Annotated in this window: 21 protein-coding genes; 7 read left to right on the forward strand and 14 right to left on the reverse strand. The window is 62.3% G+C overall.

Features of this window, described 5'->3' with window-relative positions:
- Positions 1–35 precede the first annotated feature (35 nt).
- The 3 genes from pstA to pstS form a co-directional block, all read right to left on the reverse strand.
- A complete protein-coding gene (gene pstA, locus QMG79_RS09485; protein WP_283538341.1) occupies positions 36–1,145 on the reverse strand; it encodes a phosphate ABC transporter permease PstA in 1,110 nt (369 codons plus the stop codon).
- Positions 1,146–2,078 carry a phosphate ABC transporter permease subunit PstC gene (pstC, locus tag QMG79_RS09490; protein ID WP_283538342.1) on the reverse strand — a complete coding sequence of 311 codons (933 nt, stop codon included), beginning with the start codon at positions 2,076–2,078 and terminating at the stop codon, positions 1,146–1,148. It lies immediately after the preceding gene.
- Between the two features lie 116 nt (positions 2,079–2,194).
- Positions 2,195–3,316 (reverse strand): phosphate ABC transporter substrate-binding protein PstS, encoded by a 1,122-nt coding sequence (pstS, locus tag QMG79_RS09495; protein WP_283538343.1) that lies wholly within the window; start codon positions 3,314–3,316, stop codon positions 2,195–2,197.
- Positions 3,317–3,547: 231 nt separating this feature from the next.
- On the opposite strand from pstS, the gene QMG79_RS09500 reads away from it, so the two are divergent.
- Positions 3,548–4,675, forward strand: a complete 1,128-nt coding sequence (locus QMG79_RS09500) for an FUSC family protein (protein ID WP_283538344.1) — start codon at positions 3,548–3,550, stop codon at positions 4,673–4,675.
- A gap of 62 nt (positions 4,676–4,737) precedes the next feature.
- Positions 4,738–6,111, forward strand: a complete 1,374-nt coding sequence (gene radA, locus QMG79_RS09505) for a DNA repair protein RadA (RefSeq protein WP_283538345.1) — start codon at positions 4,738–4,740, stop codon at positions 6,109–6,111.
- 22 nt (positions 6,112–6,133) lie between these two features.
- Here the strand turns inward: radA and QMG79_RS09510 are convergent, their stop codons facing one another.
- Positions 6,134–6,748, reverse strand: a complete 615-nt coding sequence (locus QMG79_RS09510) for a TetR/AcrR family transcriptional regulator (protein WP_283538346.1) — start codon at positions 6,746–6,748, stop codon at positions 6,134–6,136.
- Between the two features lie 154 nt (positions 6,749–6,902).
- On the opposite strand from QMG79_RS09510, the gene QMG79_RS09515 reads away from it, so the two are divergent.
- On the forward strand, positions 6,903–7,166 hold the full coding sequence (locus QMG79_RS09515; RefSeq protein ID WP_283538347.1) for a hypothetical protein: 264 nt from the start codon (positions 6,903–6,905) through the stop codon (positions 7,164–7,166).
- Positions 7,167–7,200: 34 nt separating this feature from the next.
- On the opposite strand, the gene QMG79_RS09520 is transcribed toward QMG79_RS09515, so the two are convergent.
- The gene (locus tag QMG79_RS09520) at positions 7,201–8,814 is read right to left on the reverse strand and encodes a peptide chain release factor 3 (RefSeq protein ID WP_283538348.1); all 1,614 of its coding nucleotides are present in this window, start codon (positions 8,812–8,814) and stop codon (positions 7,201–7,203) included.
- A 163-nt stretch (positions 8,815–8,977) separates the two neighbouring features.
- Between QMG79_RS09520 and QMG79_RS09525 the strand changes: the two genes are divergently transcribed.
- On the forward strand, positions 8,978–9,550 hold the full coding sequence (locus QMG79_RS09525; protein WP_283538349.1) for an MOSC domain-containing protein: 573 nt from the start codon (positions 8,978–8,980) through the stop codon (positions 9,548–9,550).
- Positions 9,551–9,854: 304 nt separating this feature from the next.
- Positions 9,855–10,931: a DNA integrity scanning diadenylate cyclase DisA gene (disA, locus tag QMG79_RS09530; RefSeq protein ID WP_283538350.1), complete on the forward strand. Its 1,077-nt coding sequence runs from the start codon at positions 9,855–9,857 to the stop codon at positions 10,929–10,931.
- A 28-nt stretch (positions 10,932–10,959) separates the two neighbouring features.
- On the opposite strand, the gene QMG79_RS09535 is transcribed toward disA, so the two are convergent.
- Positions 10,960–11,682: a hypothetical protein gene (locus QMG79_RS09535; protein WP_283538351.1), complete on the reverse strand. Its 723-nt coding sequence runs from the start codon at positions 11,680–11,682 to the stop codon at positions 10,960–10,962.
- Positions 11,683–12,094: 412 nt separating this feature from the next.
- On the opposite strand from QMG79_RS09535, the gene QMG79_RS09540 reads away from it, so the two are divergent.
- Positions 12,095–12,913: an iron-sulfur binding domain-containing protein gene (locus tag QMG79_RS09540; protein WP_283538352.1), complete on the forward strand. Its 819-nt coding sequence runs from the start codon at positions 12,095–12,097 to the stop codon at positions 12,911–12,913.
- 69 nt (positions 12,914–12,982) lie between these two features.
- Entirely contained in the window at positions 12,983–13,411 is a 429-nt protein-coding gene (locus tag QMG79_RS09545; protein ID WP_283538353.1) for a DUF3592 domain-containing protein, read from the forward strand.
- A gap of 49 nt (positions 13,412–13,460) precedes the next feature.
- Here QMG79_RS09545 and dhaM read toward each other — a convergent pair whose 3' ends face one another.
- From dhaM to QMG79_RS09585, 8 genes are all read right to left on the reverse strand, one after another.
- Positions 13,461–14,156: a dihydroxyacetone kinase phosphoryl donor subunit DhaM gene (dhaM, locus tag QMG79_RS09550; protein ID WP_283538354.1), complete on the reverse strand. Its 696-nt coding sequence runs from the start codon at positions 14,154–14,156 to the stop codon at positions 13,461–13,463.
- Positions 14,153–14,821 (reverse strand): dihydroxyacetone kinase subunit DhaL, encoded by a 669-nt coding sequence (gene dhaL, locus QMG79_RS09555; RefSeq protein WP_283538355.1) that lies wholly within the window; start codon positions 14,819–14,821, stop codon positions 14,153–14,155. Before dhaL ends, dhaM begins: the two co-directional genes overlap by 4 nt.
- Complete coding sequence (dhaK, locus tag QMG79_RS09560; protein WP_283538356.1) at positions 14,821–15,822, reverse strand: dihydroxyacetone kinase subunit DhaK; 1,002 nt, start codon at positions 15,820–15,822, stop codon at positions 14,821–14,823. Before dhaK ends, dhaL begins: the two co-directional genes overlap by 1 nt.
- Positions 15,823–15,930: 108 nt before the next feature.
- Positions 15,931–16,476: an amino-acid N-acetyltransferase gene (locus tag QMG79_RS09565; RefSeq protein ID WP_283538357.1), complete on the reverse strand. Its 546-nt coding sequence runs from the start codon at positions 16,474–16,476 to the stop codon at positions 15,931–15,933.
- 61 nt (positions 16,477–16,537) lie between these two features.
- Complete coding sequence (locus QMG79_RS09570; RefSeq protein WP_283538358.1) at positions 16,538–18,688, reverse strand: S9 family peptidase; 2,151 nt, start codon at positions 18,686–18,688, stop codon at positions 16,538–16,540.
- 181 nt (positions 18,689–18,869) lie between these two features.
- Positions 18,870–21,365, reverse strand: a complete 2,496-nt coding sequence (locus QMG79_RS09575; RefSeq protein WP_283538359.1) for an ATP-dependent Clp protease ATP-binding subunit — start codon at positions 21,363–21,365, stop codon at positions 18,870–18,872.
- Positions 21,366–21,732: 367 nt separating this feature from the next.
- Complete coding sequence (locus QMG79_RS09580) at positions 21,733–22,062, reverse strand: histone-like nucleoid-structuring protein Lsr2 (RefSeq protein WP_283538360.1); 330 nt, start codon at positions 22,060–22,062, stop codon at positions 21,733–21,735.
- 126 nt (positions 22,063–22,188) lie between these two features.
- Positions 22,189–22,392, reverse strand: coding sequence for a hypothetical protein (locus tag QMG79_RS09585; protein ID WP_283538361.1), 204 nt, complete (start codon positions 22,390–22,392; stop codon positions 22,189–22,191).
- Between the last annotated feature and the right edge of the window lies 1 nt (position 22,393).

The following is a 22,393-nucleotide window of genomic DNA, read 5'->3' on the forward strand; positions in this document are numbered from 1 at the left end:
GGCAGCCGCACGTGCTGAACGCACGGCACGCGGGCCTAGCGGCTGATCTTGGGTGCGAAAAGCTTGGCGATCAGGCGGGCGCCCAGGTTCAGGATCATGACCAGGATAATCAGGACCAGTGCGGCGCCCCAGGCTCGCTGGGTTGACGGATCCGGGTTGGACGGTGAGGTCGGATTAAGGATCTGCGTGTAAATGAATGTTGGCAGGGAGGCCATCCAACCGCCGAAGACGTTGTTGTTGATGTTGGTGGCGAACCCCGCAGTCACGAGGATGGGGGCCGTCTCACCGATAACGCGGGCAATTGCGAGCGTGACACCGGAGGCGATACCTGAAATCGCCGTCGGAATGACCACCTTGAGGATGGTCCGCCACTTCCGCACGCCCAGGGCGTAGGCGGCCTCGCGCAGTTCGTTGGGCACGATTTTCAGCATTTCCTCGCTGGAACGCACCACCACCGGGATCATCAGGACCGAGAGGGCGACGGCGGCCACGGCCCCCGTCTTGGTGCCGGGCCCCACCACAGCGAAGAAGAACGCAGCAGCGAAGAGGCCGGCCACGATCGAAGGGATCCCGGTCATGACATCAACGAAGAAGGTTATGGCACGGGCCAGCCGGCCATCGTTGCCGTACTCCACCAGGTAGATGGCTGTGAGCAGTCCCACGGGAACCGAAATCACTGTAGCCAGGAGCGTGATCTGGATGGTCCCCAGAAGGGCATGGTAAATTCCGCCCAGGACGGGCGTTCCCTCTTCTACAGACTTATTGTCAAAAGCCCCGGTGACTCCGTTCATGGAGTTGCCGAGGAACCCCGGGGTCACAATCCCGGGAATACCGTTGACCAGCACGGTCCAGATCACGGAAATAAGCGGCAGCAGTGCAACCAGGAAAGCGCCTACGACCAGGCAGGTGACCAACTTGTCCTTGGCCTTGCGACTACCTTCAACAGCACCGCTCCAACTGACCAGGCCCACGGTGAACAGCAAAGCAGACACCACGCCCCAGCCGAAGGCGTTGAAACCTATGAGTGCCAAGATCGCAGCACCCAGAATCAGGGCGACAACCAGGACAATGTACGGGGCAGCCTTGGGCAACTGGCCCTTGGTCAGCGCGGACCGCTTGCGGGTCGGGGTGAGTGTGGAGGTCATTTAGTTGGCTCCCGAGAATTCTTTGTGCCGGCCGATAATCCAGCGGGCCACCATGTTGACAGCCAGTGTGATGACGAAGAGCACCAGGCCGGCCGCGATGAGCGTGCTGACCTTGAGGCCACTGGCTTCGGGGAAGTTGAGTGCAATCTCAGCAGCGATGGTCTGGTTTCCGGACTGGATCAGGCTGGCAGTCAGCGCGCCGGAGGACAGGACCAGGGCAACAGCCATGGTCTCGCCCAGCGCGCGACCCAGCCCCAACATGACGGCGCTGATGATGCCTGGGCGGGCAAACGGCAGGACAGTCATTTTGATCATTTCCCAGCGGGTGGCTCCGAGCGCCAGCGCGGCTTCTTCGTGGAGCTTTGGCGTCTGGAGGAAAATTTCGCGTGTGAGGGACGTAATGATAGGCAGGACCATTACAGCCAGCACGATTCCAGCGGTAAGGATTGTCTTGCCGGTGGCTGAGGCCGGGCCTGCAAAAATGGGCAACCAGCCCATGTTGTCCGCCAGCCAGTTGTAGACCGGCGTGATTTCTTTGGCGAGAACTGCCGCACCCCAGGCGCCGTAGACAACGGAGGGTATCGCCGCCAGCAGGTCCACCACGTAGCCCAGCCCGGAGGCGAGCTGGCGGGGCGCGAAGTGCGAGATGAAGAGTGCCACACCAATGGCCACAGGGGTAGCAATCACGAGGGCAATCACGGCAGCTATGAGCGTACCGATCACAATCGGCCAGATGTAGGAGAAGAATCCTTCGCCACCCTGAATGTCTTCAGCTGGTGCGACAAAAGCGGGGATGGCCTGGACTACCAGGAAGAGCGCGACGCCGAAGAGTACGGCGAGGATGAGGCACCCGGCGGCCAACGCGGCTCCGGAGAAGATTTTATCCCCGGCACGCCCGGCGCCCTGGGAACTCGTCAGGGAAGTGGCGGTCATTTAGGTGACCCTTCGGTGTTAGCAGTGTGGATACGGCAGGAGGGATGATCCCCAACAAGCCAGGTTCCCCGACCCACCGTGACGGGGGCCGGGGAACCTGGCTTGTTGGCAGAAGATCAGGACTTGAGCTTCACGGAATCCACTGCAGCCTGTGCGCGCTCAGCAAGTGAGGACGACAGGGGTGCGGACTTTGCGGAATCGGCAGCTGCCTGCTGGCCGGCATCGGAAACGACGTAGGATTCAAAGGCCTTGACCAGATGCACTGTCTCCTGGCTGTCGTAGGTGCTGCAGACCACGTGGTAGGAGACCAGGACGATCGGGTACGCACCCTGGGCGGTTGTTGTGCGATCAAGCTTGATGGCTACGTCGTTGGTGGCACGGCCTTCAACGGGCGCTCCAGCCTCGACGGCCTTCGCTGCGGACTCTGCGGAGATCGCTACGAACTCCTCACCAACCTTGACCTGCGCGGTACCGAGCGAACCGGAAACTGCCGAATCGTCAGCGTAGGTCACTGCACCGGGAGTGTCGGTGACGGTCTTGACCACACCGGATGTTCCCTTGGCGTTCTCGCCCTGCAGCGACGCAGGCCAGACACCTGCAGCCTTGTCAGTCCAGACCTCAGGCGCCGCAGCAGCGAGGTAATCGGTGAAGTTGGACGTGGTTCCGGAATCGTCAGAGCGGTTCACGGGCGTAACAGCCAGGTCCGGAAGGGTCACGCCATCGTTGAGGCCGGCGATCGCGGGATCGTTCCACTTGGCGATCTCGCCGCGGAAGATCTTAGCGATTGTTGGCGCGTCCAGGTTGAGTTCCTTGACGTCCGGGAGATTGAATGCCACGGCGATCGGCGAGATGTACACCGGGATGTTGATGGCGCCGTCGGGACCGCACTGGGCCTTGGAGGCTTCCAGCTCTTCGTCCTTGAGGTACGCATCGGAACCGGCGAACTGTGCCGAGCCGTCGATGATTGCCTTGCGGCCCGCACCCGAACCATCAGGTGAGTACTGGACAGTTGCGCCACTGTTGGCGGAGGCGAAGCCTGCTTTCCAGGCGTCCATGGCTGCACCGGTGGAGGACGCACCAATGCCCGTCAGAGTGCCGCTGACGCTGGGGCCGGAGCCTGAAGCGTCGCCTGCAGGGGTGGTGCCGGTGGCGTTGTCTGAACCGCAGGCGGTGAGCGCGAGTGCGCCAGCTGCGATAACAGCAAGAGCCGCGTGGCGGCCGAAGCGAAGTGCCTTCACTGGGATGTACCCCTTCCAGGGTTTCTTTGTCGCGGAGCAGCCCGGAGAAGGGCGCTGCGCTGATGCGTACGTTTGTACCTTCATCCAACGTAGGGGGGCAGGGTTACGGGACTGGCGACCCAAGATGAACAAAGGATTAACGCCTGCGGGACAATACGATGCATCCACTGGGTCGGCATTGCGCCGGCCGCAGCGCCGCCGTAGTGGACGGCCAGGAAATAGACTGGACAAATGCCAGCAGCCGAGAGCATCACCGCAAGCCGACAATTCCTGGGTGGCCGCATCCGCACGGGCGTTGTCCGCAGCCGCAACTCGCTGGTCCCCGCCATCCAGATGACGGTGTGCGCAGTAGGCGCCTACGCCTTTGCCGAGTACATTCTGGGGCACTCAGGCCCGCTGTTCGCTGCGACCTCATCCCTGCTTGCCCTGGGATTCTCCAGGGACCCCCGGCTGCGCAGGGTGGTCGAGGTCGGCCTGGGCTGCACCATCGGAATCGCCGTGGGAGACATGCTGCTCCACTGGTTGGGCAGCGGAATCTGGCAGGCCGCCGTCGTCCTTCTCTTCTCCATCCTGCTGGCCCGCTTCCTGGACAGCGGAACTATCTTCACTACTCAGTTGGGGTTACAGTCCCTGCTGGTGGTCCTGCTTCCGGCGCCCGACGGCGGCCCTTTTACGCGCAGTATCGATGCAGTTGTAGGCGGCCTGTTTGCCCTGCTCATCACAGTCCTGATCCCTAAGGATCCTCGCCGCGAGCCGAGGAAAGACGTCCGCAAGCTGCTGCACGAACTCGCTGAAGTGCTTCGTGAATGCGGCCAGGCAATGTCAGACAGCGATTCCACCAAGGCCTGGCACGCGCTGGTCCGCGGCCGGAACTGCCAGCCCCTGGTTGATGCCATGCGGCAGACGCTCCGGGCCTCCGATGAGGTGGCCACCCTCGCCCCCGCGTACCGGCGGCATCGCGACGAACTGGACCGGCTGGCGCAGTCGCTGGACTACATTGACCTTGCCCTCCGTAACAGCCGCGTGTTCGCACGCCGCCTAACCAGTGCCATCAACCACGCAGCACTGTCAGATGAGGCCACCGCTAACATCGCAGCGGTCCTGGACGAGACAGCCAACGCGATCGATGAACTGTCCCTCGGCCTTGCAGAAACCCAGGAGGGTGCGCGCCGGGCACACCTGCGGGCGGCGCGCCAGGACCTCAGCGAAATTGCGCTCCGCCTGCACCCGCGGCTTCTGGACGTACAGCGGTTGGAGGGGGAAACAGTAGTGATGCTGTTCCGCCCGCTCATGGTTGACCTGCTCGAAGCCACCGGAATGGATCCCCGCGAGGCACGCGATATGCTGCCCGAGCTCTAGGCCTGGTCAGGGCCACTGCACCGCCACCTGCTATGTCGGTGCCCGGCAGTAGTGTTGAATACATGGCAACAAAGACTGCACGGGCTACCAAAACACCCACCTACAAATGCGCCGAGTGCGGCTGGACCACTGCCAAATGGGTGGGCCGGTGCGGCGAATGCCAGGCCTGGGGAACAGTAGAGGAAACAGGGACTGCTGTTGCCCGGACGACGGCGGCCACCACAGTCCTGGTTCCAGCGCGCCGTATCGCTGACGTGGACGCCACGACTGCCGCGTTCCTGCCCACCGGGGTCGATGAGCTCGATCGCGTTCTCGGTGGCGGACTGGTCCCCGGAGCCGTCATCCTGCTGGCTGGGGAGCCCGGTGTCGGAAAATCCACGCTGTTGCTTGACGTCGCGGCGAAGTTCGCCCGTACCGGGCAGGACGTCCTGTATGTCACCGGCGAAGAATCCGCAGCGCAGGTGAAACTCCGTGCCGAGCGGATCGACGCTGTCGCGGATACCCTGTTCCTCTCCGCAGAGACTGACCTTGGCCAGGCGCTGGGACAGGTCGAACAGATTGAACCCCGGCTGTTGATTGTCGATTCCGTGCAGACCCTGAGCAGCGCCGACGTCGATGGCAGCGCAGGTGGGGTGTCTCAGGTCCGCGAGGTGGCGGCATCAATCATCGCCGCAGCCAAGCGTCGCAACATGACCACGCTGCTCGTCGGACACGTCACCAAGGACGGGACTATTGCCGGTCCACGCCTGCTGGAACACCTGGTGGATGTTGTCTGCCAGTTCGAAGGCGAACGGCACTCCCGGCTGCGTATGCTGCGGGCCATCAAGAACCGCTACGGGCCCACGGATGACGTCGGCTGCTTTGACCTGACAGAAAACGGAATCCTTGGCCTGACCGATCCCAGCGGCTTGTTTGTCAGCCGCACCAAGGAGCCGGTCTCCGGCACCTGCATCACCGTCACCATGGAGGGCCGGCGCCCACTGCTCGCAGAAGTCCAGTCGCTCCTGGCTGAGACAGCCAACTCCCAGCCCCGCCGGGCCACAAGTGGCCTGGACAGCTCGCGGGTATCGATGTTGTTGGCCGTGCTCCAGCAGAGGGCGGGCACTGCGCTGCACAAGGATGATTCCTACGTTGCAACGGTGGGCGGTGTGAAGCTCAGTGAGCCTGCCACGGACCTCGCGGTGGCACTGGCCGTGGCCTCGGCCAAATCACGCAAACCACTGCCCATTCGGCTGGTGGCCTTTGGCGAGGTCGGCCTGGCTGGCGAAGTCAGGCCGGTCCCGGGAATCAACCAGCGGATCCAGGAAGCTCACCGCCTGGGGTTTACCCACGCCGTGGTCCCAGCAAGCCACAACGGCCCAGGTCCGGTACCAGCGGGCTTTTCAGTCCGCGAGGTCGAGCATCTAACCGAGGCATTGAGCCTGCTGATCGGGTAGGAGCGCTGGTGCCCGTCGGGGCCTAGGAACGGTGAAGGCCCAGCAGGAGCTGGCCCATCTGCTGCGAACGGCTGGCCGCTTCGAGGTCACCTTCGCTGGCCGCCACAATGGCGCCCTTCATCAGGATGTGCCAGGACCGGGAAAAGTCTTCGGGACGGATCAGCCCGGCTTCTTCAGCCATGGCTCTTACGTGGCCACGGACTTCTGAAAGATACCCGATACAGGCAATGCCGATCGGGTGGCCTGCACCCATCTCCAGCAGGATGCTCACAAAGGGGCATGCTTCAAAGTCAGGCCGGTGGAACCAGTCTGTGAGGACATCAAAAATGGCGAGTAGCCGTTCTTCGGCCGTGGCTCCCCTGCTGGAGGCATCGGCCAGAATCTGGTCAGAAGTCCAGGCCGTCTGGCGCAACTGGAGGAATTCCAGCACCAGGTCATCCTTGGACGGAAAATGACGGTAAAACGTGGCCTTGGCAACACGGCTCCGCTCGATCAGCTCGTTGGTTCCAACGTCCCTGATACCTCGCGTGGAGAACAGCTCGTACGCTGCGAACATAATCCGGTCCCTGGCTCCATCACGGCCTTCCCGGACTGCAGCTGGGAGAAGCGGTTCAAAGAGTTCTGGGGCTACGGTCATTGTCCATCGAGGATATACCCCCTGCGGCGCCACCGGCGCCGGCCAAGGAAGGCCCACCATACGAGACAGACCGGTCTGTCATCAACTACCATCAACTCTAATCGCCTGCCGCCGAATCCTCCGCGTGACTGGCTTCACCAAGAGGAGCTTTACGATGAGCGGCAATTCAACCCTGAGCGGACTTGAGAGCATCTCGCACTTGAGCGTAAAGCCAGGAAACCATCGTTTCCGGCTCAGGCCCAACGACGCCTTCCCACTGGACCTGACAGCCCTCAACGACCTGGAGCTTCAGATCCTGGACAGTCGGATCCAGCGGCAACTGACCCACGAATGCGTCACCCATGGAGCTCCGGACGCCGAAACCGAATTTCGGCAGTGGGAAATCGACGCAGAAGTAACCCGGCGATCAATCGGCTGAGCGCAGGCGGCCACCGCGTCCCTGCCGGTGTTCGCTATTTTGCCGGGTTGTGGGTGCCAATCGGTTCCAGGCTGAGGTCCGGGTGATTTTTTTCAATCCGTCGCAGCGCCCACACGTCATTGAACAGCGCCAGGTACTCCCCGTCTGAGCGCAGCAGCACCTCGGCGCCAGGGACGTTTGCCAGCGCCGGCATGGCATCCGCCGTCGTGATCCTTGCCAGTGAATACGGCAGGCGTTCCAGCCGCATCGGGGCACTGAAGTCGTGCGCCATCCGGTCCTCAACAACCTCAAACTGCATGGGACCAACTGCGGCGAGCACAGGCGCCTGATCTCCGCGTAGGTCCGAACGCAGCACCTGGATGACGCCCTCGTGTTCAAGCTGCTCGATGCCTCGGCGGAACTGCTTGAACTTGCTGGGGTCCTTGGACCGCGCAACCTGGAAGTGCTCAGGTGCGAACAGTGGAATCGCCGGGAATTCCACGGACTCCTCAATGAAGAGGCTGTCCCCCACCCGCAAGGATGAGGCGTTGACGAGACCCACAACGTCGCCCGGGTACGCCTGGTCAATGACCTCGCGTTCCCGGCCGAAAACCTGCTGGGCGTACTTGGTGGCGAAGGATTTCCCGGTGCGGGTCTGGGTGACCACCATGCCGCGTTCAAAAACGCCCGAGCAGACCCGGATAAAGGCAACATGGTCACGGTGCGCCTTGTTCATACCCGCCTGGACCTTAAAAACAAACCCCGCGAAGGGTGCTGCGACTTCCCGCGGAGTGCCATCCACGTCAGGACGGGGCGCAGCGGGCGGGGCAAAATCCACCAGGGCGTCAAGGATCTCCTTGACGCCAAAGTTGAGTGCGGCTGAGCTGAAGAGAATCGGCGTGGCGCGGCCCGCGTGGAATTCCTCAAGGTCGAAATCGAGATTGGACTCCACCACCAGCCCGGCTTCATCAACGGCGTTGGTCCAGTCATCGCCCTGGCTCGCTGCGGCTTCTTCGGGGGTGAAGTATTCCGTCAGGGCGATATTCGCACCGGAGTTGTTGCGCTTGAACTGGGCAAACCTGTCGTTGCGCAGGTCCCATACGCCCCGGAAGTCCCCGGAGATGCCCACGGCCCAGGTCAGCGGCATGGGCTGCAACCCTGTGCGCTCCGTAATCTCATCCATCAGGGCCAGCGAATCGAGTCCGGGCCTGTCCCACTTGTTGATGACGGTGATGATGGGCAGGTTTCGCGCCTTGCAGACCTCGAAGAGCTTCATGGTCTGGGTTTCCAGGCCTTTGGCTGCGTCCACCAGCATGACGGCACAGTCCACGGCGGCAAGCACACGGTAGGTGTCTTCGGAGAAGTCAGCGTGCCCCGGGGTATCAAGGAGATTGATAACGGTATCGCGGTAGGAGAACTGCAAGGCGGCAGAACTGATGGAGATGCCGCGATCCTTCTCCATCTGCATCCAGTCGGACACCGTTTCCTTGCGGTTGGCCTTACCGCTGGAGGCTCCAGCTGTCCCGATCACCTTGGCGTGCAGCGCAAGGGCCTCGGTTAGCGTCGATTTGCCTGCGTCAGGGTGGGAAATCACCGCAAAGGTCCGACGTCGGCCCGCCTCTTTGTGAATCTCGGAGATCCGGGCGGGGCTGAGGACTTCTTGGGACACGGTGCTACTTTCGCTGCGGCAAGGATTCGAGCTTGCCCGGTGCGGTTGGCGGCAAAGGCAGGGCTCGTAGGTCGTGGGCATGGTGCCAAAGGTCAAGTTTATCGCAGGCTCTCGGCCACCCGCATCCCGGACACCTTGGCTGAAGTCCCGCTAGGTTTGAGCCATGGGAAAACAGTACCGATACGACGTGGAAATTCTGCACCTCCTGGTGTCCCCGGAACACGCATACTTTGGCCGAGCCAGGGACGGTGCTGCCGACGTCCCCACAACGGATGCAGCCACGGCGGAATTGGTTGCCGGAAAGGGAATTGTGGGAGACAGGTTCTTCGGCAAGGCCGCGCATATGGATGCCGCAGTAACGCTGATTGCCATTGAAGCGCTGGAAGCCATGGCAGCCGAACTTGAGGTTCAGCCTTTTGATCCACTGCTGGCCCGCCGCAACGTCGTTCTGCGCGGAGCCGAACTTACGCCCCTGATTGGCCAGGACTTCACCATAGAATCCGCCGGAGGGTCAGTCCAGATCCGTGGCGGCCGGCATGCCCACCCGTGCGCCTGGATGGACCGGGTCCTGGCCCCGGGAGCCCACAAGCTCATGCGCGGCAGGGGTGGCATCCGCTGCCAGCCCCGCTCCAGCGGCCTCCTGCACCGCGGACCTGCAACTTTAGTCAGCCCTGTCCCGTTGGATCCTTCCCAGGCGGGCGTGCCGAGACTCCTGAAACCCAGCCGCCTGCCCTGACTTTGGCCATGATTGTGCCGCCCTGCAGTTGGCTGTTCCACAAAAAACAGGCACTGCCAGCGACGGCTGGGACAGCTGGCAGTCCAGCAGAAAACGCCACTTCGCAACAGGTCGTTTTCTGCGCTGCACGGGGTCTTCCGGAGAGGTCACGATGGGGCACTTTGCGCCTGCCCTGTGCGGAAGACCAGGTTTTATACCTCTATCATTGGTGACGGGGAACAAGGACCATTTTGGTCACCGCCAGCACAGGCCCATATTCGGCATGTACTGAAGCGCGGCATGAACCTTTGAAGGGAACAAAACAATGGCTCGCAGTCCCGAGGACTCGCTCAAGGCGACTCTGGGCAGAGTGGCCCCCGGAACACCGCTCCGCGACGGCCTCGAAAGGATCCTCCGCGGACGCACCGGAGCCTTGATCGTGCTTGGGTCGGACAGGACCATTGACTCCATCTGTTCCGGCGGCTTCGACATTGGCATTGATTTTTCGCCTACACGCCTGCGCGAGCTGGCAAAGATGGATGGGGCCATCATTTGCGACAAGGACGCCGGGAATATCCTTCGTGCCGCCGTCCAGCTGGTTCCCGATTCAAGCATCGAGACCCAGGAATCCGGTACCCGGCACCGCACTGCTGAGCGTGTTGCCATCCAGACCGGCGTTCCGGTCATTTCAGTAAGCCAGTCCATGCAGATCATCGCACTGTATGTCAACGGTTTGCGGCATGTCCTCGAAGGGTCAGAAAAGGTGCTGGCCCGCGCCAACCAAGCCCTGGCCACGCTGGAACGCTACCGCTCCCGCCTGGATCAGGTCACAAGCTCCCTCTCCGCATTGGAGATTGAGGCGATGGTGACAGTCCGCGACGTCGCAGTGACACTGCAACGCCAGGAAATGGTGCGTCGCATTTCTGAGGAGATTTCGCAGTACGTTCTGGAACTTGGCGAGGACGGCCGGCTGCTGTCCCTCCAGCTCGATGAGCTGACAGTGGGCCGGGGTCCAGGCTCCGACGTAATCATCCGGGACTACGCAGGCGCCACCGCCTCCCCCGCGGACATTGAGCATGCTGTCACCGCCCTGGTCAGCCTGGGCCCCACGGAATTGATCGATCTCGGCAAAATTTCGGGCATCATCGGCTTTGCCGGCGGCGTGGAAACACTCGACGCCGTGGTGCATCCGCGCGGCTATCGACTGCTCTCGGGCCTCAAGGCAGTACCCAAAGCAGTGGCGGACCGCCTGGTGGATCACTTCGGTGGCCTGCAGTTCCTGATGGCAGCCACCATCGATGACCTGATGACAGTAGACGGGATTGGAGACCAGCGGGCCAGGACAGTCCGCGAGGGCCTAAGCCGCATGGCGGAAGCCAGCCTGCTGGACCGTTTTCTCTAGCCCGCCGGCCAAAGGTTGCGCAAAAGCCTCAGTTCAGCGCGAAAACAACCTTGTTGCTTACCCGGTCGCCCAGGGTTGCCGTAAAGCTATAGGAGGCGCCGCCAGCTCCCGGCACTGCCTGGACCACCTTGCATCCTGCAACGGAGCGATTCCGCTGCCAGGGGAAGTTGGCAGTCTCGCTCTTACCCGGCTCGATTGTCTTCTTGAGGTCTTCGCTCTTGGCCTGGCAATCCCTGGAAGAAAAGATGCGATCTGCGCCGCTGGTGATCAGGTATTCCATCTGCGACGTTCCAAGATTCACCTCGCAGGCCACCTTGCCACCATTTGTCACTTTCAGGGTCAGGAGGGGGTTCTCCTCCGGGCCGTACGACTGCTTATCGGTGGACGCAGCGACGCTGACCAGACTCTGGTCACAGGCAGGCGCTACGGGCGCGGACGGTGTAGGTTCAGTGGGCGGCGCTGGGGTTTCCCCGCCGGGTACCGGATTGTTCTGCGGACTGGATTCCGCAGCAGGGGGGCCGTTGAACGCCCCAGCTGCAACAAACCCACCAAAAATGAGTGCCAGGACAACCAGCAGTCCGCCGCCTGCCACCAGACGGCGACGGCGGTACACCGCCGGGCTGGTGCGCCGTACTCCAGGGCGCGTGGCGGACTTCGCCGAGGCAGCTGCAGGGCCCTGCGGCTGGGTTCCCGACCGGGAATTGCGGCCAGGACCGCTCCCGCCCGATGCCCGATCACTTTGCCTACCCATCTTTCTAGGCTAAGGAGTGGATGGCATTCTGCGCCTCCACCACGCCGCCTGAAACCGAACAGTGCCCCGAAACACTTTCTCCCGGGGCAAGCTCAGCCATTTCAGTGAACAACCGCCTACCCGCCCGTCCAATAGACTTACAGGCATCAAATCTCACACCCCCGCCCCAGATAATGCGTTCTCCCCACGTGGCCCTGGTAGCTCCCCAGCTGCGGCTACAGCCAGCACACCCGTCACAGCTTCGGCACGGGCCATCGCTTTCGCAGACGCCGGTGCAGCGGACCGGTCCCCCACAGACCAAGATCTCGCTGAAATCCATGCGGATATCAACTCCTGGTTCGCGGTGCACGCCAGGGACCTACCCTGGCGCGAACCGGGCTGTTCGCCCTGGGGGATCCTGGTCAGCGAAGTCATGCTGCAGCAGACACCCGTGGTGCGGGTCCTGCCCGTATGGGAAGAATGGATGCAGCGCTGGCCCGAGCCGGCAAATCTTGCTGCGGAACCGGCTGGCGCGGCGGTCCGGCACTGGGGCCGGCTGGGATATCCCCAGCGGGCCCTTCGCCTACACGCAGCGGCAGGAGAAATCTGCGCCAGCCATGATGGCCAGGTGCCCGCAAGCCACGAGAAGCTCCTGGGGCTTCCCGGTATTGGAAGCTACACCGCAGCCGCCGTAGCGACATTTGCCTTTGGGCAACGGCAAACGGTAGTCGACACCAACATCCGGCGGGTCCATGCCCGGCTCTTCCTCGGAGCTGCACTGCCAGCACAGGCACTGACAGCTGGCGAAATGCGCCTGGCCGCAGCGTTGGTCCCGGACGATGTAGCCACAGCCGTGTCCTGGAATGCTGCAGTCATGGAACTCGGCGCCATGACCTGCACTGCCCGGTCGCCGAAATGTGGAGCATGCCCAGTAAAAACCCGATGCGCTTGGCTGGCTGCCGGGGAGCCTGCCCCCACGTACACCCCCAAGGGGCAAGCCTGGCACGGCACGGACCGGCAAGTACGGGGCGCGGTGGTGGCGGTACTCCGGATGGCCGAACATCCTGTTGCTGCCGAACTTTTCCATACACCGGCGGCAGACCTTGGCTATGCGCCGGGGGGCATTGACGTGCCGCTGGCTTCCCTGCATAGGCTCAATTCCGCCCCCGAACAACTGGAGCGTGCGCTCTCCGGGCTGGTCACCGATGGCCTGGCTGAGCTGTCAGCGGGCGGCTATCATCTTCCTGGCTGAGCATGTCCAGGTGGGCAACCACTGGCATCCAGCTGGAATACGCTGGCCGTACCGTCACTAAGGAGAGCCATGAAAACCATCCTGTACGTCGTCTGGGCAGTATTTTTCCTGTGTGCCGCAGCCGCTTTTATGGTCACGACCAGGAAGGCCCGGACCCGCGACCAACAAGCGGCAACGTGGCCGCGCATCCAGGCGACAGTGACGGGACACGTGGGCGGATGGACCAATGGCGGCGGCGGGAGCACCCGGAACCGCCGGTACTTTGCGACCTATCAGTTCACTGATCCGGCTGGCACGGTAGTGGCCGGGAAATCCGACGTCTCAAAGGCTGCCGCTCCCATCCAGGGCTCATTCATCGAAGTGTCCTACAACCCGGCAGACCCCAAGCAGTCATTCCAGAATGCTGGCCAGACAAAGCTGTTGGTTGGCTGCCTGCTTCCGCTCTTCGCGGCTTTCGCTGTTGCGTCCCTGTACCTCATCAGCGTTTTCCCGGCCTAACCCACCGCGTGTGGATACCCCGGCTAGGGAGTCGGGCGCCAGGAAAAAATCAGGCTTCGCCGAATCCGGCCTCTACCAGTCCACCTACAAACTTCACAGCCCGTTCCGCATCCACTCCCCATGCCTCAACATGAAGGACAGTACCCTTTCCGGCAGCCAGGATCATCAGCGACGTCATGGAGCCTCCTTCCGCGGCGTTGATGGTAACTTCCGCGTCCATGGCGGCCAGGCCGCCGGCGATTTGGGCAGCTGGCCGCGCATGCAGGCCCGCTTCATTGACCAGTGTGAAATCCCCGGAAAAATCAGGACTGGACCCAGTCGGTGGCCCCTCAGCCACCATGCTTCCCAGCGCTTCCGCGTCCGGTTGGCGCCGACGAAAGAGCTCTTCGGCCGCCTGCAGGACTGTTTTTCGGTCCGCGCCGCCCTGCGCGGCAACTGCGGCAGCAACAAGTCCCTCCACCAGGGGTGCATCCGCCAGGACTGCCGAGTCTGGATCTGGCAGGAACTCCAGGGCTGATTCGGCGGTCATGATCGCAGAACCAAGGTCCGCAAGGATGACCACTCCGTCGGGGCAGGAAGCCTTTTCAAGGGCCGCCATCACAGTGTCCAGGCTGGTCCCGATCCGACCATCGTCAGTACCACCGGCAGCCATCATGATCACGTCCGGTGCCATCTCCCGGGCCACCTCCACGGCACCGTCGGCAATCTTGGCGCTGTGCGAGACCACCACCAGGGCCACGCTCACCGTGGGGACTCCGGACTTCCTGCGTGGCTGTCCTGCTGGCTGGCAGCCTGCGCCGCGGCTAGCAGGAGGAGCGCACTGGACTGTGCACCAGGATCCCGGTGCCCCACGCTACGCTCCCCCAGGTAGCTTGCCCGGCCTTTGCGGGCCAGCATTGGTTCAGTGGCGGCAGCTCCAGCCGCAGCAGCGCTGGCAGCGGCAGCCAAAACAGCTGCCGCAGGCTCTCCGGCAGTGGCGGCGTCCCGGGCCGCTGCGACTGCCGGAATCCAAGCATCCACCATGGTCTTGTCGCCAGCTTCTGCCTTGCCCCGTGCCACCACGCCGTCCAGGGCGGCTTGGAGCGCACTGACCAAAACGTCCGGGCCGACGTCGGCCGTCTCGCCCAGTGCCGTGGCGGCACGAAGGAACGCCGTGCCGTACAGCGGGCCCGCTGCCCCGCCCACCTTTGACATCAGCACCATCGCCGTCAGCTTCAGGGCTGCTGCGGGCGACTCAGGCGGCGTATCACCCAGCTTGGCCACCACCGCTTCGAATCCGCGGTCCATGTTCTCGCCATGGTCTGAATCGCCAATCGCCCTGTCCAGGGCAATGAGCTCATCCCGGTGTTCAGCCATCGACAGAGCCGCTGCATGCAAGAAGGCAACCGCCCATGCTGTGTCGAGGCCCATCAGCGACCCCACCGCATGGCGGCAGTCTGCACGGGCGCATCCCAGAGTTCCTTCAGCTCGCTGTCCAGCCGGAGCACCGTAATGGAGCAGCCCTGCATTTCGAGTGCTGTGATGTAGTTACCCACCAGTGAGCGGGCCACCGAGATACCGCGTTCCGCCAGAACCTGCGCCGCGCGGCGGTAGACAATGTAGAGCTCGCTCTGCGGTGTTCCGCCCATCCCGTTGACGAACAAGAGGACCTCCTCGCCGCTGGCAATACCGAGGTCCTCAAGGACAGGATCCAGGAGTCGGTCAGTGATCCCGTCGGCGTTTTCCATGGGGATCCGGTGCCGGCCAGGCTCACCATGGATGCCAATCCCGATTTCTATCTCGTTCTCTTCCAGGTCAAAACTTGGTTGCCCGGCGTGCGGGACAATGCATGCGGACAGGGCCACGCCCATGCTCCGGACGTTGGAGTTGACCCGATTTCCGATTGCTGTGACCGTATCGAGGTCATCACCGCGTTCAGCGGCTGCGCCGGCGATCTTCTCGACCAGGACTGTCCCGGCCACGCCGCGGCGGCCAGCGGTATACAGCGAATCCTGCACGGCGACGTCGTCGTTGACCAGGATGGTCCGCACCTCCACGCCCTCGGCCTGGGCAAGTTCCGCCGCCGTCTCGAAATTCAGGACGTCTCCGGTGTAGTTCTTGACGATCTGCACGACGCCCGCGCCGCCGTCCACTGCCATCGTTGCTGGCAGGATCGCGTCGGGTGTTGGCGAGGTGAAGACTGGGCCAGGAACTGCTGCATCCAGCATCCCGAAACCCACGAATCCTGCATGTAGGGGCTCATGCCCGCTGCCACCACCGGATACCAGGCCCACTTTCCCCTTCACAGGCGCGTCCCGACGGGTGATATAGAGCGGATCTGGAACCACTGTCACAAGGTCTGCATGAGCCTGGCCGAAGCCCTCCACGGATTCGTTAACCACTGCTCTGGGGTCATTGATGAGCTTTTTCACGCGCACGCTCCTGGGCGTTGGGTAGTTCCGGCAGAGTCCTTCCGGACCTGGCCGATATGCTCTGACCCTACCCCCGGCCGGGGGTGCTGCGAAAGGGCCATCCGGGCATCAGACCCAGCCCTGGCCTGCGCCTATCTCCTGCTGCCCAAACTCCCGAATCATCCGGGTATTTCCCAGGGTATTCGGCTTGACCCTTGCCAGGTCCAGGAACTCAGCGACGCCCTCATCGTGGGATCGCAGCAGCTCGGAGTAGACAGTGGGGTCCACGGCAGTCTGGTCCGCCATGACGGCGAACCCATGCCGGGTGAAAAAATCGACCTCGAAGGTCAGGCAAAAGACCCGAGCGACGCCTACGTTGCGGGCCTGCTGCAGGAGATGTTCCACGATCACGTGGCCAACCCCCTGACCACGCCAGGTATCGGCCGCCGCAAGGGTGCGGACTTCAGCCAGGTCTTCCCACATGATGTGCAGGGCGCCGCAGCCAATCACCTCGCCGTCGAAGGACTCCGCTATCAGGAATTCCTGGATGCTCTCGTAATACGCCACCGTCTCCTTGGCCATGAGGATTCGTTGATCTGCCAGCGGCGCCACCAATGCCTTGATGGCAGCTACATCGCTGGTACGGGCAGGGCGGATCCGGAACGACTCAGTCACAGCCCCAATCCTACGAGCTGTTTGCCGGCTCCGAATCCGCCCGCCCTCCGCTGGAGGATCCCTAGCGACCCAATTCTTCGGGGTCCGGAAGTTCCTGGCCCAGGACATGGCGGGCCAGGAACTGATCCACCACTCCATACCAGACCCTGGCGTGCTGCGGCTTTAGGATCCAGTGGTTCTCATCCGGGAAGTACAGGAACCGGTGCGCAGTCTGGCCTTCGTCGTCCGCCGCGTGCCCTGACCGGGAGAGCAGTTCGTACCAGAGCCTCAGGCCCTCGCCGATCGGCACCCGGTAGTCCTTGTCGCCATGAATCACCAGCATGGGGGCCGTGATGTTGTCCACGTGGAGGTGCGGGGAGTTTTCCAGGGCCATCGTCGGCGTCATTTCACGCAACCAGTAGTTCGACGAGTCAGTGGTGGCGCCAAACTGATCCAGCGCCCATAGGCTTGCGTGGGTGACTACGGCTTTGAACCGATCCGTGTGACCAGCAACCCAGTTGGCCATGTAACCGCCAAAAGATCCCCCCATGGCCGCAGTTCGGGTGGCGTCGATATCCGCCCGCGCCTCCACAGCGTCCGTGATGGACATCAGGTCCGTGTAGGGGGCCTTGCCCCACGATCCCCAGCCGCGCTGGATGAAGGCCTGCCCATACCCGGTGGACAGTGCCGGGTCCGGAAGAAGGACAGCGTAACCCTTCGCAGTCATCAGCCAGGGGTTCCAGCGCCATGTCCAGGCGTTCCACGACCCCAGCGGGCCGCCGTGGATCCATAGCAGGAGCGGGGCAGGGTTGTCCTTCGACGCACCATCGGGCAGTGCCAGGTACGCAGGCACCCGGGAGCCGTCTGCGGCTGTTGTGGCAACCCGCTCCAGCCGCCCTGACAGCTGCGGGCGCTCAGCAGGCGCTGGGAGCCTTGTGACATCCCCCGAATCCAGGGCAATGCGCACTACTTCAGCCGGGAATTCGTAGGAACTCCGGACCGCATAGGCATACCGGCCATCGGGTGAGACCACCACATCGGTGTAGCTGGCGGCATCCGGCGTGATCCGGGTGACGCTGACCTCCGCTGCTGAGGACGGGATGCTGATTCGAAAAACCGGCGAGGCGCCGTCATCGTCCGCAGTGACAAGGAGCCCCGTCCCATCAGGCAGCCAGGCAGCAGGATGGGGCCAGCGATCCCAGTCGTGGACCAACGGCTGCGGCGTTGCGGGGACGACGTCGGTACCCCGGTTTCCGGCACTGACATCCAGCAGGTGCAGCTGCACGTGGGGTGCCTGCTGCGGAGTGGTGTCGCTCTCGCTGACCAGCACCAGCGTGTTGTTGTCCGGACTTACCGGCCCGGCGGACCAGCTCATGCCCGGCTGGTCTACCAGGACATGCTCAACGCCCGTGGCCACGTCGATGGAGACCAGGACTGAACGGCTCTCAGCCTTGGCCAGGGGTTTTGTCCTACTGGCATAGATAGTCTGGCCATCTGGGCTGATCACAGGGTGCGTCTCGCGGAACCGTGCACCCGCCTCCGGGGTCAGGTTGCGCAATGTCAGCGGCACAGCGCTGTCAACGGTGGCGGGCTTGCGGCTTGCGGCCCCGTCCGCAGTGCCGTTCTCTACCGCAAAGAATCTCGGCTGGTCGGGGCCCAAATCGGAATCCCAATATCGCACCGGGTATTCGGAGTGCAGGATCGCGGAGACCTTGCCATCCTTGCGGAGCTTTCGCTTGGCCTCGTCCTCGGACTCGTCTTTAGATCCGGCAAGGACGGACCCAACCACAAAGGTTTTATCTGCAGCGGAGGCACACAGCACAGCATCCACTCCACCTGCCCTGCTCAACACCACGCGGGCCTCGCCACCTTCAGCTGGCAACCTCCAGAGCGCTTTGGTCGGCTCAGCCCCGGGGTCATCGGACGTGGGACGGGATGAGGTGAAGTAGAGCTCTCCCGTTGCCGAGAACACCGCTCCGGCCTCACCCTTTGCGCTGCGCGTGATGCGCCGCGCCTGCCGCTGGCCTTCTGGGTCGATCTCCCAGAGCGCCGTCCCGTAGTCGGTACCTTTGCCGTTGAGCGTCGCCACAGTGGTGACCAGCTTCTTGCCATCCATGCTCAACGTCAGTCCACCCACCCGGGGGATGCTCAGGTAATGGTCCATGTGGTGGAACGGTGTCGCTGGATGGGCTTGTGGTTGAGGTTCCGGGATCGCCGGTTCTGCTGTGGCCATGAGTTGATTCAACACTGCCTGTGCTGCCGATCACAGGGAGTTCACTCAGAGTGAAACATTTCTTTCACAGTTTTACGCGCACATCCCACTGCCCAAGCATGCGCATCACCCTGCCAGGGCAACACAAAGAAGCCCCACCCGCTCCGAAGTCGGAGGGGATGGGGCTTCTGGGTCAGCAGGATCAGATGCTGGGCGCGATTTCCGGGATAACCGGCTTGGGGTTGCCTGCAAAGGTGAACTTGGCCTCGTCACCCTCACCGCCATCGACATCAACCACGACAATGTCACCAGCGTGGAGCTCTCCGAACAGGATCTGCTCGGACAGCTGGTCTTCGATCTCGCGCTGGATGGTGCGACGCAGCGGCCGCGCACCCATGGCGGGATCGTAGCCACGAGTGGCCAACAGCTTCTTGGCAGCGGTGGTGAGCTCGATGCCCATGTCCTTGTCCTTGAGGCGCTTTTCTAGGCGTCCCACAAACAGGTCCACGATCTCGATGATCTCGTCCTGAGTCAGCTGCGGGAAGACCACAACGTCGTCAACACGGTTCAGGAACTCGGGCCGGAAGTGCTGCTTGAGTTCCTCGGTGACCCGTGCACGCATGCGGTTGTACCCGGTCTGGCTGTCCGTCCCCGACTGGAAGCCAGTGGCAACAGTCTTGGAGATGTCACGGGTGCCAAGGTTGGTGGTCATGATGATCACCGTGTTCTTGAAGTCCACGACCCGTCCCTGGGAATCGGTGAGGCGGCCGTCTTCCAGGATCTGCAGAAGTGAGTTGAAGAGATCAGCGTGGGCCTTCTCTACTTCGTCGAACAGGACCACTGAGAACGGACGACGCCGGACCTTCTCGGTCAGCTGCCCGCCTTCTTCATAGCCCACATAGCCCGGAGGGGCACCGAAGAGACGCGAAACGGTGTGCTTCTCGGAGTATTCGGACATGTCCAAGGTGATGAGGGCTTCTTCCTCACCGAAGAGGAATTCCGCCAAGGCCTTGGCCAGTTCGGTCTTGCCGACGCCGGTGGGGCCAGCAAAGATGAACGAACCACCGGGACGCTTGGGATCCTTCAGACCGGCACGGGTGCGCCTGATAGCCTGCGAGATTGCCCTGATGGCCTCATTCTGGCCAACAACGCGCTTGTGCAGCTCATCCTCCATGTGGAGCAGCCGCGAGGACTCCTCTTCCGTCAGCTTGAAGACCGGGATGCCCGTGGAGTTCGCAAGAACCTCTGCAATCAGGTCCTCATCAACCTCGGAGATGTCATCCATGCCGCCGGACTTCCAGGTACGTTCCTTTTCGGCACGCTCGGTGATGAGCTTCTGCTCCTTGTCCCGGAGCGAAGCTGCACCCTCGAAGTCCTGGGAATCGATGGCCGATTCTTTTTCGAGTTTGACCTCGGAGATGCGCTCATCCATGGCCTTGAGCTCCGGCGGCGCCGTCATGCGACGGATCCGCAGGCGCGCACCCGCCTCATCGATCAGGTCAATGGCCTTGTCCGGCAGGAACCTGTCAGAAATGTACCGCTGCGAGAGGTTTGCGGCAGCCACCAGGGCAGCATCCGTGATGGAGACCCTGTGGTGTGCCTCATAGCGGTCACGCAGGCCCTTGAGGATTTCAATGGCATGCACAACTGACGGCTCATTGACCTGGATGGGCTGGAACCTGCGCTCCAGTGCCGCATCCTTCTCAATGTGCTTGCGGTACTCATCCAGAGTTGTGGCACCAATGGTCTGCAGCTCACCGCGGGCCAGCATGGGCTTCAGGATCGACGCAGCATCAATGGCACCCTCTGCCGCGCCTGCACCTACAAGGGTGTGAATCTCATCAATGAAGAGGATGATATCTCCGCGGGTGCGGATTTCCTTGAGGACCTTCTTGAGGCGTTCCTCGAAGTCGCCACGGTAGCGGGAACCTGCCACCAGGGAACCGAGGTCAAGGGTGTACAGCTGCTTGTCCTTGATGGTCTCTGGTACGTCGCCCCGGACAATGGCCTGGGCGAGGCCCTCGACGACGGCCGTCTTGCCGACGCCCGGCTCGCCAATGAGGACCGGGTTGTTCTTGGTACGGCGGGAAAGGATCTGCATGACGCGTTCCATTTCCTGCTCGCGGCCAATAACCGGGTCCAGCTTGTTTTCGCGCGCAGCCTGGGTGAGGTTACGGCCAAACTGGTCCAGCACCACCGAACCCGCAGGGGTGCCCTCGGGCTGGCCCGGGCCGACGCCTGCGCCAGTGGTTTCCTTGCCCTGGTAGCCGGAGAGAAGTTGGATGACCTGCTGACGGACCCGGTTCAGGTCCGCACCAAGCTTCACCAGCACCTGGGCTGCCACGCCTTCACCCTCCCGGATGAGGCCAAGCAGGATGTGCTCCGTGCCAATGTAGTTGTGCCCCAGCTGCAGCGCCTCGCGCAGCGAGAGCTCCAGCACCTTCTTGGCACGGGGAGTGAAGGGGATGTGACCGGATGGAGCCTGCTGGCCCTGTCCAATGATCTCCTGCACCTGCTCGCGAACGCCGTCGAGCGAAATGCTCAAAGACTCCAGAGCCTTGGCAGCAACGCCTTCACCCTCATGGATCAGGCCCAAGAGGATATGTTCAGTACCGATGTAATTGTGGTTAAGCATGCGTGCCTCTTCTTGGGCAAGCACCACTACCCGACGGGCACGGTCCGTAAATCGCTCAAACATTTCGCCACACTCCTTGCTACGACTACTTTGATGCTACGTGCAGGGCACCGACTTGTGGAGCGTGTTCGCCACAGGGGAAACCCGGCGTCATTCGCGCCTATCCAGAATCAGTCGGTGACCTTCGACGGCGGAGCTTCCCCTGCACTGGTGCCAGGCCGGAAGCAATCTGCTGGCGCAATCCGACGGGGGCATTTCACCGGATTCCTTGGTTTACTAACCCAGGTTTCCCCGGGTGATATTCCATCGATTGGCGACGCTGGTCATTTTTCCCATTTCCCGGCCGAAATTTCTCCGACAGCAGAATGCCCCATTGACCAGAGGGTCAACGGGGCATCTGCAGGAGGGACAGTTATCTGTGTGGCACGCCTCAGGAATTGGCCTTGTGGTAAGCGTCCTGGATTTCGGCCTGAATGCGGCCGCGGCTGTTGACAGTGAAGCCGTTGTCACGGGCCCACTGGCGAATCTGTGCGGATTCCTGATTTCTTCCCGGCGACGGCTTGCTTGCGCGGGCCGCCTTTGACCCTGCAGCCTTGCGGCCAGCTGAGACAAATTTCTCCATGCTGGCGCGGAGTTCGGCAGCGTTGGCGCTGGAAAGGTCAATTTCATACTGCGAACCGTCAAGCCCGAAGTAAATGGTTTCGTCTGCGGATCCCCCATCCAGATCATCAACGAGGATGATTTCAACTTTCTGTGCCATGAGATAACTTCCTTAAGGAAAAGTTGGGATGTTCAAAATTTATACACTTCCCATAAAGTATTACCCAGTGAATGGCAAGCCGTCAAAGCGATAATAAGAATGTGCAATTACCGGGCTTGGGAAATCCTATAAACCTGTTCCGGTGCCTGGATTTTCCGGGGATTCAGCCTTATCCACCTTGGCTCGAAGCGCATCTTGCTCGTCCGCTTCAGCCTGCGCGCGGGCTTCTGCTTGCCGCTCCGATTTATCTGCATTGAAGATCGATTTCATGGCAAACCAGAAGATTAGGCCCACAACAATTGAGGGAACAAGAACGGCTGCGTATTCCATG

Origin of the sequence: Pseudarthrobacter sp. PS3-L1, assembly GCF_030063285.1 — a bacterium.
Taxonomy (GTDB): Bacteria; Actinomycetota; Actinomycetes; order Actinomycetales; family Micrococcaceae; genus Arthrobacter.

Coding starts and splice junctions, on each gene's coding strand:
- dhaL (WP_283538355.1), bottom strand. CDS start 14,821: ATGGGCCTCGACACAGCATGGGCGGTTGCCTTCTTGCATGCAGCGGCT.
- QMG79_RS09510 (WP_283538346.1), bottom strand. CDS start 6,748: ATGACCGTAGCCCCAGAACTCTTTGAACCGCTTCTCCCAGCTGCAGTC.
- radA (WP_283538345.1), top strand. CDS start 4,738: ATGGCAACAAAGACTGCACGGGCTACCAAAACACCCACCTACAAATGC.
- disA (WP_283538350.1), top strand. CDS start 9,855: ATGGCTCGCAGTCCCGAGGACTCGCTCAAGGCGACTCTGGGCAGAGTG.
- QMG79_RS09570 (WP_283538358.1), bottom strand. CDS start 18,688: ATGGCCACAGCAGAACCGGCGATCCCGGAACCTCAACCACAAGCCCAT.
- QMG79_RS09500 (WP_283538344.1), top strand. CDS start 3,548: ATGCCAGCAGCCGAGAGCATCACCGCAAGCCGACAATTCCTGGGTGGC.
- QMG79_RS09580 (WP_283538360.1), bottom strand. CDS start 22,062: ATGGCACAGAAAGTTGAAATCATCCTCGTTGATGATCTGGATGGGGGA.
- pstC (WP_283538342.1), bottom strand. CDS start 2,078: ATGACCGCCACTTCCCTGACGAGTTCCCAGGGCGCCGGGCGTGCCGGG.
- QMG79_RS09535 (WP_283538351.1), bottom strand. CDS start 11,682: ATGGGTAGGCAAAGTGATCGGGCATCGGGCGGGAGCGGTCCTGGCCGC.
- QMG79_RS09525 (WP_283538349.1), top strand. CDS start 8,978: ATGGGAAAACAGTACCGATACGACGTGGAAATTCTGCACCTCCTGGTG.
- QMG79_RS09515 (WP_283538347.1), top strand. CDS start 6,903: ATGAGCGGCAATTCAACCCTGAGCGGACTTGAGAGCATCTCGCACTTG.
- QMG79_RS09540 (WP_283538352.1), top strand. CDS start 12,095: ATGCTGCAGCAGACACCCGTGGTGCGGGTCCTGCCCGTATGGGAAGAA.
- QMG79_RS09585 (WP_283538361.1), bottom strand. CDS start 22,392: ATGGAATACGCAGCCGTTCTTGTTCCCTCAATTGTTGTGGGCCTAATC.
- QMG79_RS09545 (WP_283538353.1), top strand. CDS start 12,983: ATGAAAACCATCCTGTACGTCGTCTGGGCAGTATTTTTCCTGTGTGCC.
- pstA (WP_283538341.1), bottom strand. CDS start 1,145: ATGACCTCCACACTCACCCCGACCCGCAAGCGGTCCGCGCTGACCAAG.
- QMG79_RS09575 (WP_283538359.1), bottom strand. CDS start 21,365: ATGTTTGAGCGATTTACGGACCGTGCCCGTCGGGTAGTGGTGCTTGCC.